Raw genomic sequence first — 12738 nt, 5'->3', positions numbered from 1 at the left:
CCGTTGACGAGGTTTCGATGAAGAACAGATTAACCACGCAGGACGACGAAACAAGCCTTGAACCGTTCCTGCTGGCCCTTCCCGCCTTCAGAAACGCAGTGCATGGTGCGACCGCTTCCAGTCTGCTGCTAGGCCAGCTCGCGGCCCTGGCCATGACCACGGTCGCCTTGCTCCTCAGATTCCTGCTGGATCCCTTCCTGCCTCCCGGTTTCCCTTACCTGACCTTCTTCCCCGCAGTCTTCATCACCGGCTTCATATGGGGCATCTATCCCGCCATCACGTCGGCCGTGCTTTCGGGACTGGTCGCCTGGTACTGGTTCATCGCGCCGTTCGGGAGCTTTGCGCTGGGTGCCCCGGCCGCGACGGCTCTCGCGTTCTATGTCTTCATCGTCACGACGAATATCGGGCTTCTGGGGCTTGCACTCCATGCTCTGGGCGCACAGGCCCGATCACGGCAGGCGCTCGCCAAGGCCCTGCAGCTCCAGGAGGTGGTGTCCGAGGAGGTCGACCATCGGCTGAAAAACATCATGGCGACGATCAGCGGCCTGATTTCCCTGCTGCAGAAACATGTCTCCACCCCGGCACAGCTCGCCGAGCGATTGCGGCACAAGATCACCGCCCTGAGCCGCTCCATCGAGCTCCTGCGGGGCGCGGCCCAAGGCGACAAGATCACGGTCGGAGCGGCAATCCATGCGGTGCTGGAGCCGCTTGGCCTGGCCGACCAGAAAAGGCTGACCCTTGGCGGCCCGGATCTGGTGATCAGCGCGAACGGGATCATTCCGCTCAATCTCATCCTTCATGAGCTGGGCACCAATTCGCTCAAGCACGGGGCGTTCAGCAGCCCGTCGGGCGTGGTTTCCGTAGACTGGGACGTGCTGCCGTCGCAAGGCGAAGGTCCAGTGCTACACCTGACCTGGGTCGAAAGAGATGGCCCGGCGACGGCACCACCGACAAGCTCCGGTTTCGGGACGGAACTGCTGAACCGCATGAGCCTTTCGATGGGCGGCGAATGCAGGCTCGCCTATGAGCCCGAAGGCCTGACTGCAAAGATTACAATGGATTGCGTCAACACGCTCGACGGCTATTGAGGCAAGCTTCGCCTGCGCGGCGCTTCTCCAGTCGACGGAACAACGTCACGGCATCCCATCCGCTATCCTTAACAATGCCGCGTAAATGACCTCGGGATCGTCGGGGGCAACCGCGTTGCGAACCAGAGTTTCAGCGCGCGCTGCAATCTTGTGTGCCTCTTGCACCACCGAACGTCCCTCTTGCGTCAAGTTCGTGGTGAGAACCCTGCCGTGGAGCGGGTGGGCGGCTCGTTTTACGAGGCCATCCCGTTCGAGGCCGACGACGATGGCCTGCATCGTCTGCGGTGTTACGAAAGCCTGCCGCGCAAGCTCCGCATTGGACAAGCTCTCGCTGCGCTCAAGTCCCGCCAGGACGGAGTATTGCGGTGTCGTCAATCCAATGGTTCGAAGCTCCGCGTCCAGATGAGCCCGCAGTGCCTGCTGCGCCCGCTTCAGCGCATATCCCACTGACCGGTAAGTATCGTCTTCTGGCGGAACTGTGAGACTGGACATATCAGGGCCCTTACATTACAGACTATCAGGACCCTGATATATCGGGTTGTGCACGAAAAGGAAATATCGCCCATGCCTAGACTGATTGGACCTGATTTCATCTCGCTCCAGACACGAGATCTGGATGCGGCACTCACCTTCTATCGCGATGTCGTCGGGCTTGCGCCAGCTGCAAAAGCCCCTCCGGGCGCGATTGTCTTTGAGACGCAACCGATCCCGTTCGCTGTCCGTACCCCGACCCAGGAGTTCGACGACGGGGACAGGCTTGGCCTGGGCATCGCGATCTGGTTTGGTTGCGACGACGCTGACGAATTGCATGAACACCTTCGCACCCACGACGTCACCATAGTCTTCCCGCCCAAGGACGGCCCATTTGGGCGATATTTCGCCTTCATGGACCCGTTCGGGTATACGATCACGGCGCATACGGTCCTGAAGAGCTGATCGACGCGGCGGTCAGCCGACCGGCGTTGACGGAAAAGGGGGACTTTGACACTCTCGACCTTCACCCAAACAGGCGAGAGAACATGGAGAGACGGGCACTTTTTGCGGCAGGCGCACGGGCAGTCGCCGATCGACTCCGGCTTTCGCCCGGAATCATCTCGGGCGACCATGTATTTCTGACCGGCATGACAGGAAGCAGTCCGGACGGCACGATGCCAACAAACCTCGAAGATCAGTTTCGGCAGGCATTCGAGAAGATCGGAGCAGTCCTCGGAGAAGCCGGATTGGGTTTCGATTCGATCGTCGAGATGACCTCCTACCACATCGGTCTGCGCGAGCACTTCGACAGGTTCTGTGCCGTTCGGTCCGCCTATGTCGTGGATCCGTTTCCGGCATGGACCGCGGTCGAGGTCGCAGGACTGCGCAGAGAAGGCGCCGTCGTGGAGATCCGGGTGGTGGCGGCACGGTCGACCGGCTGACCAGACCGCATCGGCCGGTGGTCGGGCAACCTCAACGATGGAGAAACAGCAGGACGGCCAGCGTGATCTCGCGGCAGCAACGTGACGTCAATCGGTCGCCCGACCCCGTTCTCAAGCTAACGGCAGTCGCGTCCTGAAGGGCTTTTGGCAGACGATGGACATCCTGTCCAACCGAAATCGGCGTTCACGCGCTGGTGCATTGCCATCGCCGCGGGACAACCCTATCTGGGCCCGGCCTGTCGGCAGCGGGCGTAAGGCGGCGTGAAGCACGGATCAGACGTCACGCCGGAGTTTTCAACGCCCTTTCCCACCCTCCGCCAATCCGCCTGACTGCCGTCTGCGTAACCTGTTCGACACTCACAAGGCTGCCTGATGTTCCATCTCATTTTCGGCGTTCCCTGGCTCATCGTGGCGGCCCGGTTCATCCTTCCCCTGCCCTGGTCATGGGCGCTGAAGATCGCGCTTGCGGTCGTCCTGCTGCTTGTCTCCCAGTACCATCTGTTCAGCCGGCTTTCCTCCGGCTCGGTGTTCTCGCCCGAGTTTCCCAGGCCGCTGATCCTCGCCTTCAACCTCCTGCTCGGCGCCATGCTGATGCTGGCCGTCTTCCAGCTGGTGCTCGACGCCGTGTCGCTGGTGCTGCTGGCGATCAAGGGATCCTTCCCGGTGGTGCCCGCCGGCGTCCGCTATGCGATCGGCGGGCTGGCGCTGGCGCTCTCGGCCTTCGGCGTCAGCCAGGCGATCCTCGTCCCCCAGACGAAGGATATCCAGGTCACCATTCCCGGTCTGCCGGCCGCCTTCGACGGATACCAGCTCGTGCAACTGACCGACCTCCACATCAGCCGCCTGTTTCCGGCGCGCTGGGCGCAGCAACTGGTGGAGCGCACCAATGCGCTCGATGCCGACCTGATCGTCGTCACCGGCGATCTGATCGACGGCAACATCGAAAGCCGCAGCGCCGACGTGGCGCCGCTGTCGGCGCTTCGCGCCCGCGACGGCGTGCTGGCCATCCCCGGCAACCACGAGTATTTCTTCGGCTACGAGGCCTGGATGCGCTATTTCCAGGGCCTCAACATGGAGATACTCGCCAATGGCCACGCGGTGATTGCGCGCGGCGGTGAGAGCCTCGTCATTGCCGGCGTCACGGATCATTCCGCCGCAAGAACCGGCATGCCGGCGCCCGACCTGCGTGCCGCCCTGGCCGGCGCGCCGGAGGGAGCGCCGGTCATTCTTCTCGATCACCAGCCGCGCAACGCGGTGGATGCATCCACGACAAGGGTTGCGCTGCAGTTGTCGGGCCACACCCACGGCGGGATGGTCCTCGGGCTCGACCGGCTGGTGGCAAACGCCAACAACGGCTTCGTCTCGGGCTTCTATCGGGTCGGGGCGATGCAGCTCTACGTCAACAACGGCACCGCGCTGTGGCCGGGCTTTGCGCTGCGGCTCGGACGGCCGTCGGAACTCACCCGGATCACCCTGCGCAGCAGCCGCTGAGCCCCTTCGGAACGAGGGGTTTCATGCGGATGCCGAGACAGCAACTCCCCTACGGCTTAATTTACCACATCCTTTAACAGCGGATATACGCTCTGCGCGTAACAGGAGGTGCTCCCTCGCTACCTCTTTGCGCGGCCGCTGGAGATCGCCGACTTCGACCGGTTCATCGCCGGGAAGGCGGCAGACCGGCCGGAGCTTGCGGTTGCCTGAACGGGCCTTCGGACTGCAGGACGGCGATAGGGTTCAGGGAATGCCGTCGTCGGGCTCAGGTTGCGCAGGATGATTTAAGAGGCATAGTGGCGCGGCCCCCGTTTCCCAGTCCGGATACCTCTCCATGCCACCATTGCCCCTCTTCACCGGGCTCTCCGCCTTTCCGCTGACGCCCGCCGACGCAGCCGGCCGCGTGGATACCGACGCGCTTCAGACGCTGCTGGCGCGCATCGTGGACAGCAAAGCCCGCTCCATCGGCCTGCTCGGCAGCACCGGCACCTACATGTATCTGAGCCGCGCGGAGCGGCTGCGCGCCGTCGAGGCCGCCGTCGAAGGCGTGGCCGGCCGCGTGCCGATCATCGTCGGCATCGGCGCGCTCAGGACCGATGAGGCCGCCGCGCTTGCCCGCGACGCCGCCGGCGCCGGGGCCGAGGCGCTGCTTCTGGCGCCCGTCTCCTACACGCCGCTGACGCAGGACGAGGTGTTCGAGCATTTCGCCTTGGTCGCTGCCGCGACAGACCTGCCGCTCTGCATCTACAACAATCCCTCCACCACCCATTTCGTCTTCGGCGAAGACCTCATCCGTCGGCTGGCCGGCCTTCCGAGGGTCATGGCGGTGAAGATGCCGCTGCCGAAGGAGATGGGATTTGCCGCCGAAATCGCCCGGCTGCGCAGCCGGACGGCGGATGATTTTGCGATCGGCTACAGCGGCGACTGGGGCGCGGCGGCCGCGCTGCTGGCGGGCGCGGACGCCTGGTACAGCGTCGTCGGCGGGCTGTTTCCCAAGCCCGCCGCAGCGCTCGTCGAGGCGGCGCAGTCAGGCGATCCGGCCGCCACGGCCCGCATCGACCAGTCGTTCGCGCCGCTCTGGGCGCTGTTCCAGGCGCACGGCAGCCTGCGCGTCATGTATGCGGCGCTAAACCTGCTTAACCTTTCGCAGGCCGCCCCGCCGCGCCCGATCCTGCCTCTCGACCGGACCAATCTGCCGGAGGTGGAAGCGGCAATCGCCGGCCTGGCGGGCGAATGAGCCGGAAGGCTTACGTGCCGCAGAAGGTCTGCAGCACGCGCTCCTCGGGCTTTGGCGGCACCGTGTAGTCGGCAAAGTTCGGTAGGTCCTCGTAAGGCTTTTCCAGTGCCGAAAGCAGGCGTTCGAAGAAGCTGAGGTCGCCGTAGTTGGCGGCGGCGAGCGCTTCCTCGACCTTGTGGTTGCGCGGGATGACCGCCGGGTTGACGGCGGCCATGGCGGCGGCGCGGTCAGCGGCGCTGATCTGCTCCCCCTGCAGCCGCGCGCGCCAGCGCGCCAGCCAGTCACTAGCCTTGGCGGGATCCTTGAAGCCCGACAGGAAGACGGTCTCGGCCTCACCACCGGCCGCCTCGTCCGCCACGGCGCCGAGACGCCGGAAGGTCAGGGTGAAGTCGGCCTCGCCCGCGTGCATGGCGGCGAGCAGGCCCTGCACCAGATCGCCGTCGTCGTCCGTCTCGTCCTGCAGCCCGATCTTGGCGCGGAAGACGTCGAGCCACTGCAACTGGAAGCGCTGGCCGAACTCCGCCAGCACCTCGTTGGCGATCACCACCGCCTTCTCCTCATCCGCATCGATCAGCGGCAGCAAGCATTCGGCAAGCCGTGCGATGTTCCACTGGCCGATGCCCGGCTGGTTACGATAGGCATAGCGGCCGCCCTGGTCGATCGAGGAGAAGACCTTCATCGGGTCGTAGTCGTCGAGGAAGGCGCAGGGGCCGAAGTCGATCGTCTCGCCCGAGAGCGTCATGTTGTCGGTGTTCATCACGCCGTGGATGAAGCCGATCCCCATCCAGGCGGCGATCAGATCCGCCTGGGCGATGGCGACGGCGCGCAGCAGCGAGGAATAGGGATTGGCGTCCCCATTCAGATGCGGGTAGTGGCGCTCGATGACATAGTCGGCGAGCGTGCGCAGGCCGTCGACATCCTGGCGGGCGGCGAAATACTGGAAGGTGCCGATGCGCACATGGCTTGCGGCCACCCGCACGAAGACGGCACCCGGCTGCAGGGTCTCGCGCTGCACCGGCTCCCCGGTGGCGACGGCGGCCAGCGCGCGGGTGGCGCGGACGCCGAGCGCGTTCATGGCTTCCGAGAGAATGTACTCCCTCAGCACCGGACCGAGCGCTGCCCGTCCGTCGCCGCGGCGGGAAAAGGGTGTGGGCCCTGCCCCCTTCAGCTGCACGTCGCGGCGCGTGCCGGCGGTATCGAGCACCTCGCCAAGCAGGATCGCCCGACCGTCACCAAGCCGCGGCACGAAGTTTCCGAACTGGTGGCCGGCATAGGCCATGGCAAGCGGCATGGCGCCGGCGGGCAAGACATTGCCGGCCAGCACCGCCGCCAGCCGGGCCGGATCGGAGAGATCCGCCACCATGCCGAGCTCGTCCGCCAGCGCCGCGTTGAACTTCAGGAGCACAGGCCCCTCGACCGGCTCCGGATAGACGGCGGCATGGAAACGGTCCGGCAGGCGGGCATAGGAATTGTCGAACTGGAACACGGATACACTCCTTCGCCTTGGGTTCCCGCTGATATGGGAACTCTCCCCTTTCCAACAAGCCAGGCGCGACTTGGTTGCGGCCTCACGCCGCCGGCAGGCGAATGCGCAGGCCCAGCAGGAAGGCCAGCACCGAAAGCGCCCCGGCGGTGCCATAGAGCCAGGCGGCCACCTCCCCGATCTCGCCGGTGGCAAGCCGCGGCACGAGTCCGGCCGCCGTGGTGATCATGCCGGCGAGGCTGGCGCCGATGGCATAGCCGGCGGTGGAGACGGTCGGCAGCAGCGAGCCGGTGCGATCGCGATCTTCCGCCGGCGCAGCCGCCATTGCCGCCTCGTTGACGCCCGCCCAGGCGACGCCGAAGCCGGTGCCGATCGCCAGCTGCCCCGCCACCAGCAACCAGCTCCACTGCAGGCCGAGTGCTGCGGCCAGCAGGGCAAAGCCGGCCAACTGAAAGAGCGGCCCGCTGCGCATCAGCAGATGGCGCGCCGGTCGTGCGACTGCACGGCTTGCGACGATCGCCACGACGCTCCAGCTCAGCGCCATCAGGACGATGATGTAGCCGACGACGGCCGGGCGGAAGCCGAAGACGGCGTGGATCATCAGCGCCAGATAGACGCTGCCGACGGAATGGGAGGCCGACATCAGCAGCAGCACCCAGAAGCCGCGCCCGACGACCGAACCGAGGCGGAAGGCGCCGACCGGGAAGAGCCGCGGCCCGAGGCGGCCGTCGAGGCGGATGACAGCCAGGAAGGACACCGAACTGGCTACCACCGCCGCCGCCTGCACCGCCCCCACCTCGCTGAGGGAAGACAGCGACAGCATCAGCGCGCCAAGGAGGCTGAGGGCGATCGTCGCCAGCGAGAGGGGCACCGCCGCGGCCACCGTCACCTGCGGCCGCGCCAGGAGGGTGAGGATCGGCAGCGCGACCACGAGCGGCGTCACGGCCAGGAAGGACATCCGCCAGGAGGCCGTTTCCGCCAGTAGTCCGCCCGCCAGCGGCCCGACCAGCGAGGCACCGGCCCAGACCACCGCCTCGATGGCAAAGACACGGGCAATGGCACGCGGCGGGAAATTTGCCGGGATGAGGCTGTAGCACATGGCGACGATCAGCCCGTCGGCCACACCCTGCAGCATCCGGCCGGCCAGCAGCCAGCCGAAGGCGGGGGCGGAGATGGCGAGCAGCCCTCCGAGCGCAAAGAGGAGAGCGGCGAGGATCATCCCTGCCCGTGGACCCAAACGATCGCGATAGGCCGCCGCCCCGGTGCCGCCGGCAATGGAACCGATGAAATAGAGGCTGTAGGCCCAGCTGAAGGTTGCGGTGCCACCCAGTTCCGCCGCCGCCAGCGGCAGCGCCGCGACGATCGCGAACTGGTTGAAGGCATGCAGCGCAATTCCCGCCGAGATCAGTCCGAGGACGGCGCCGCTCCTTCCGGACAGAAGTGCTGCCCAGGTCGTGCCGGTCTCCGTTGCCACTCTCGCCACTGCCAGCCCCGCCCCGCCCCGCCCCTGAAGAAGATGCACGAGGGGAACGGCAACGGGCGCCCGGGTCAAGGGCCTGCACGCGCCGCAGCCGGACGCCCGTCCGCACGAGGCTTATCCGCCGTGCCGGTGATGCAAATCTGCAACGGGCTGTTTTCTTTGATGCCTCCAGGCGGAACCGGAGGAACTGAGATGCCCGGCTGCCGTTTTGTCGCCATGATCAACTTCGAGAAATCAGGGCAACAGACTGTGATTTTTCATTTACAAGAAGCTGTGGTAATTCAGCTACAGCTTTATGAGTGAAAAAGACTACATCCTGAGCATCGACATTCAAGCAAGGAAACCATCATGAAGAAAATCCTGTTCCTGGCCACCGGCGTTGCAATGTTCGCATCGTCTGCAGCTCTCGCCGCCGACGCCGTCGAGTACATCCCGGAAGCTCCGGCTGCCGTTGAAATGCCGGCAGCGTTCAGCTGGAGCGGCCCTTACCTCGGTCTCCAGGGCGGCTATGCTTGGGGCAACGGCGACTATGCCGGCGTCGACGAAAGCTTTGACGGCGGCCGCTTCGGCGCCTTCGCCGGCTACAACTGGCAGATGTCGAACGGCTTCGTTGCCGGCCTCGAAGGCGACGTGAACTACGACTGGAACGAAGAAACCGTCGCTATTGTTGGTGGCGGAACAGCTGACGTCGACACCGGCTTCTCCGGCTCGGTCCGCGGTCGCCTCGGCTACGCCATGGATCGCACGATGATCTACGCAGCTGGTGGCTGGACGGCAACTGAAGTCAATGCTGACACGGCTGCCGGCAGCTTCGACGACACGCTGCACGGCTGGACGCTCGGCGCCGGCGTGGAGCATGCCTTCACCGACAACATGTTCGGTCGCCTGGAATACCGCTACAACGATTACGGTAACGGCAACCTCGGCGGCACCGACATCGACTTCGACCAGCACGTCGTGCAGGTCGGCCTCGGCGTGAAGTTCTGATCCCAAACGGATCAAGCGAAAATGGGCCCCGCGGGGCCCATTTTTGTTTTTGGCTGATTGGCGCCCCCATGCGGTGGGTCACCGGCCTCCCGGTCCTGCCCCCTGCAAGGGGCAGGACCTCTAGTTCTCGATCCGAAATCCGGCGGGACGTGCGGCATCAACCGCGTCGCGTGTCTCCACGCCCGATACGCTGGCGCCGGAAGGACCGTCCCAGAGGCGATCGATCATGGTGCCGACCGCAGGCTCCGGCCCGGTGATCAGGGCCGTCACGGCGCCGTCCGGCTCGTTGCGCACGAAGCCGCTGAGACCCAGACCTTGCGCCTCACGACGCGTCCAGGCCCGGAAGCCGACGCCCTGGACCCGTCCGGTGATGCGGGCGCTGACCGTCTTGCATGCTTCCGCCATTCTGTTTCCTCCCTGTAGGCTGATGTTGCGACAGCGGGCCGTGGCCTCGAAGGCTCAGACGCCCGGCGCCGGTTCCGGCGTGTAGCCGGCGTCGCGGATCGCGGCTTCCGCCCTGCCGGCATCGCCGGCAACCGTGACGCGCTTCCCGGCAAGGTCGATGGTCACGGCGGCGCCCGGCAGGGCCTGGTCCAGCGCCGACCGCACCGATTTTTCGCAGTGGCCGCAGGTCATGTCCGGAACGGTGAAGGTGGTGGTCATGCTTGGTCTCCTGGTGTGGGTTATACTTGGTGGTCGCGGATGCGACGGGCCGGCAATCAGCCGTGGCCTGCGGGATGCGGCGCCTCGCCGGCGAGATCGTCGAGGATCGGGCAGTTCGGGCGGTTGTCGCCGCTGCAGCAGTGGGAGAGATGCTTCAGCGTCTTCACCATGCTCTGCATCTCGGCAATGCGCCGCTCGAGGTCGGCGACATGCACCTGCGCCACCTCCTTGACGGCGGCGCTCTCGCGGTCCTTGTCCTGCCAGAGCTTCAAGAGCCGCTCGGTCTCCTCGAGAGAGAAGCCCAGGTTGCGGGCGCGCTTGATGAAGCGCAGCACATGCACCTCCACGTCGCCGTAGACCCGGTAGTTGTTGCCGGTGCGGCCCATCGGGCGGATCAGCCCGATCTCCTCGTAGTAGCGGATCATCTTGGCCGAAACGCCGGAGGCTTCGGATGCCTGGCCGATGTTCATCGCGTGCTCCTCTCCTTCACCCGGACGGTTCTCAGCCGCAGCGCATTGACGACGACGAAGATGCTGGAAAAGGCCATGGCGCCGGCGCCGATCATCGGCGAGAGCTGGATGCCGAAGGTCGGATAGAGAATGCCGGCAGCCACCGGGATCAGCGCGACATTGTAGCCGAAGGCCCAGAAGAGGTTCTCCTTGATGTTGCGGATCGTGGCGCGGCTGACCGCAATCGCATCGGCCACGCCGGCGAGCGATCCGCCCGAGAGCACCACGTCGGCGCTTTCGATCGCGACATCCGTGCCGGTGCCGACCGCAATCCCGACATCGGCGGCGGCGAGCGCCGGCGCGTCGTTGATGCCGTCGCCGACGAAGGCGATCTTGCGGGGCGCGTGCGCCCCCGCCCGCAGCGCCGCAATGGCCTCGACCTTGCCCTCGGGCAAGACTTCGGCGAGCACATGGTCGATGCCGACGCGGCGGGCGATAGCTTCGGCCGTCCCGCGGCGGTCGCCGCTGACCATGGCGACCTTGAGACCGAGGTCGTGCAGAGCGCGGATAGCTCCCATGCTGTCCGGCTTCAGTTCGTCGGCGACGGCAATCACCGCCGCCAGCCGGCCGTCGACGGCCGCATAGACCGGCGATTTGGCGTCCTCGCCCATGCGGTTGGTCTCGGCGGCAAAGGCCTGGACGTCGAGGCCGAGCTTTTCCATCAGCCGGTCGGAGCCCACCGCCATCGCACGGCCGTCGACCTCCGCCTCGATGCCATAGCCGGCGGTGGCGCGGAAATTCGTGGCGGGGCGAAGCGCGATCTTTTTCGCCTCGGCGGCGCGGACGATGGCATCGGCCGTCGGATGCTCGGAGAGCGCCTCGACGGAGGCGATCAGCGCCAGCACCTCGTCTTCGGCAAAGCCTTCCGCCATCACCAGATCGGTGAGTTCCGGCTTGCCCTTGGTGATCGTGCCGGTCTTGTCGAAGACGACCATGTCGACGTCGCGCAGTTCCTGCAGCGCATCGCCCTTGCGGAAGAGCACGCCGAGTTCGGCGGCGCGGCCGGAGCCGACCATGATCGACATGGGCACGGCAAGCCCCATGGCGCAGGGGCAGGCGATGATCAGCACCGCGACGGCGGCGACCACCGCATGGCTGAGCGAGGGCCCGAGCACCAGCCAGACGAGGAAGGTTGCAGCCGCAAGGGCAATGACGGCCGGGACGAACCAGGCGGTCACCTTGTCGACCATGGTCTGGATCGGCAGCTTGGCGCCCTGCGCCTGCTCGACCATGCGGATGATCTGCGCCAGCATGGTATCGCGGCCGACCTTTTCGGCGCGGAAGCGGAAGGAGCCGGTCTTGTTGATGGTGCCGCCGACGACGCTGGCGCCCTCACCCTTCTCGACCGGCACCGGCTCGCCGGAGATCATCGATTCGTCGACATGCGACGACCCGTCGATCACGGTGCCGTCGACCGCGATGCGCTCTCCCGGGCGGATGACGAGGATATCGCCGACGACCACGTCTTCGGTCGGAATGTCGGCTGTCCTGCCGTCGCGCTCGACGCGAGCGGTCTTTGCCTGCAGGCCGGCCAGCTTGGAGATCGCCTGACCGGCCCGGCCACTGGCGCGCGCCTCCAGCAGCCGGCCGAAGAGGATCAGCGTGACGATGACGGTCGCCGCTTCGTAATAGACGAAACGGGCGTTTTCCGGCAGCAGGCCGGGCGCGAAGGTGGCGACGACGGAATAGCCGTAGGCCGCCAGCACGCCGACGGCGACCAGCGAGTTCATCTCAGGCGCACCTCGAAACAACGCCGGCAGGCCCGTCTTCAGGAAACGCAGGCCCGGCCAGAAGATGACGACCGTCGCCAGCGCGAAATAGGCGTAATAGAGCGTCTGGGTGTCGACCGCGCCCATCAGCCAGTGATGCATGGGCTCATAGGCGTGGCTGCCCATTTCCAGGACGAAGAGCGGCAGGGTGAGGATCAGGGCGATGACGAGGTCACGCTTCAGCGTGCCGTCGCCATGCATGTGCATGTGGTCGTGGCCGCCATGCCCTTCGGCCGCGACGTGATCGGGATGGTCATGATGCGCATGGTCATGGCCTGCGTGGGCGGCCTTCGACGCGGCTGCCGGTGAAGGATAGCCCGCATCGCACATCGCCCGCTGCATCGCCCCGGGCGGCACCTCGTAGCCGACCTTCTCGATCGCCGCCGTCAGCGCCTCGGGCGAAAAACCCTCGCCCGGTTCGAAGCTCAGCTTCTTCGTCGCGAAGTTGACGGAACTTGCCGCCACGCCCGGGACCTTGGCGGCCGCGGTCTCGACGCGGCGCACGCAGGAGGCGCAGGTCATGCCCTCCACGGGGATGGTGATCGGCTCGATGTTCGGCCTTGCCTTGATGGTCTGATCCATGGTGGATTCCTCTGTTCCGCCTCTATGTGGACCT

13 protein-coding genes are annotated in these 12738 nt (G+C 66.0%); 6 read left to right on the top strand and 7 right to left on the bottom strand.

What is annotated here, in order from left to right; genetic code table 11:
- Positions 1–17 precede the first annotated feature (17 nt).
- The gene (locus EO99_RS26285; protein ID WP_051679844.1) at positions 18–1088 is read left to right on the top strand and encodes a DUF4118 domain-containing protein; all 1071 of its coding nucleotides are present in this window, start codon (positions 18–20) and stop codon (positions 1086–1088) included.
- A 45-nt stretch (positions 1089–1133) separates the two neighbouring features.
- Here the strand turns inward: EO99_RS26285 and EO99_RS0113790 are convergent, their stop codons facing one another.
- Positions 1134–1580: a MarR family winged helix-turn-helix transcriptional regulator gene (locus EO99_RS0113790; protein WP_029619222.1), complete on the bottom strand. Its 447-nt coding sequence runs from the start codon at positions 1578–1580 to the stop codon at positions 1134–1136.
- A gap of 72 nt (positions 1581–1652) precedes the next feature.
- Between EO99_RS0113790 and EO99_RS0113785 the strand changes: the two genes are divergently transcribed.
- The 4 genes from EO99_RS0113785 (at position 1653) to EO99_RS0113765 (ending at position 5231) form a co-directional block, all read left to right on the top strand.
- Entirely contained in the window at positions 1653–2024 is a 372-nt protein-coding gene (locus EO99_RS0113785; RefSeq protein ID WP_029619221.1) for a VOC family protein, read from the top strand.
- An 83-nt stretch (positions 2025–2107) separates the two neighbouring features.
- On the top strand, positions 2108–2503 hold the full coding sequence (locus tag EO99_RS0113780; RefSeq protein WP_029619220.1) for a RidA family protein: 396 nt from the start codon (positions 2108–2110) through the stop codon (positions 2501–2503).
- A 372-nt stretch (positions 2504–2875) separates the two neighbouring features.
- Positions 2876–3994: a metallophosphoesterase gene (locus EO99_RS0113775; RefSeq protein ID WP_029619219.1), complete on the top strand. Its 1119-nt coding sequence runs from the start codon at positions 2876–2878 to the stop codon at positions 3992–3994.
- A 334-nt stretch (positions 3995–4328) separates the two neighbouring features.
- On the top strand, positions 4329–5231 hold the full coding sequence (locus EO99_RS0113765; RefSeq protein WP_029619218.1) for a dihydrodipicolinate synthase family protein: 903 nt from the start codon (positions 4329–4331) through the stop codon (positions 5229–5231).
- 10 nt (positions 5232–5241) lie between these two features.
- Here the strand turns inward: EO99_RS0113765 and EO99_RS0113760 are convergent, their stop codons facing one another.
- Together EO99_RS0113760 and EO99_RS0113755 are read right to left on the bottom strand one after the other, a co-directional pair.
- Complete coding sequence (locus EO99_RS0113760; RefSeq protein ID WP_029619217.1) at positions 5242–6750, bottom strand: protein adenylyltransferase SelO; 1509 nt, start codon at positions 6748–6750, stop codon at positions 5242–5244.
- Between the two features lie 49 nt (positions 6751–6799).
- Positions 6800–8197, bottom strand: a complete 1398-nt coding sequence (locus EO99_RS0113755) for an MFS transporter (RefSeq protein WP_162179307.1) — start codon at positions 8195–8197, stop codon at positions 6800–6802.
- Between the two features lie 345 nt (positions 8198–8542).
- Here EO99_RS0113755 and EO99_RS0113745 point away from each other — a divergent pair, with 345 nt between their 5' ends.
- Entirely contained in the window at positions 8543–9181 is a 639-nt protein-coding gene (locus tag EO99_RS0113745) for an outer membrane protein (RefSeq protein WP_029619215.1), read from the top strand.
- A 120-nt stretch (positions 9182–9301) separates the two neighbouring features.
- Here EO99_RS0113745 and EO99_RS0113740 read toward each other — a convergent pair whose 3' ends face one another.
- Genes EO99_RS0113740 through EO99_RS0113725 form a run of 4 tightly spaced genes read right to left on the bottom strand, consistent with a single transcriptional unit; the run spans position 9302 to position 12704 of the window.
- Positions 9302–9586: an acylphosphatase gene (locus EO99_RS0113740; RefSeq protein ID WP_037111905.1), complete on the bottom strand. Its 285-nt coding sequence runs from the start codon at positions 9584–9586 to the stop codon at positions 9302–9304.
- 54 nt (positions 9587–9640) lie between these two features.
- Positions 9641–9844 carry a heavy-metal-associated domain-containing protein gene (locus EO99_RS0113735; RefSeq protein ID WP_029619213.1) on the bottom strand — a complete coding sequence of 68 codons (204 nt, stop codon included), beginning with the start codon at positions 9842–9844 and terminating at the stop codon, positions 9641–9643.
- Positions 9845–9900: 56 nt separating this feature from the next.
- A complete protein-coding gene (cueR, locus tag EO99_RS0113730) occupies positions 9901–10314 on the bottom strand; it encodes a Cu(I)-responsive transcriptional regulator (protein ID WP_029619212.1) in 414 nt (137 codons plus the stop codon).
- Positions 10311–12704 carry a heavy metal translocating P-type ATPase gene (locus EO99_RS0113725; protein ID WP_029619211.1) on the bottom strand — a complete coding sequence of 798 codons (2394 nt, stop codon included), beginning with the start codon at positions 12702–12704 and terminating at the stop codon, positions 10311–10313. Before EO99_RS0113725 ends, cueR begins: the two co-directional genes overlap by 4 nt.
- Positions 12705–12738: the final 34 nt, after the last annotated feature.

This window comes from Pseudorhizobium marinum (assembly GCF_000705355.1).
Classification (GTDB): Bacteria; Pseudomonadota; Alphaproteobacteria; order Rhizobiales; family Rhizobiaceae; genus Neorhizobium; species Neorhizobium pelagicum.
This window is presented reverse-complemented; position numbering and strand designations above follow the sequence as displayed.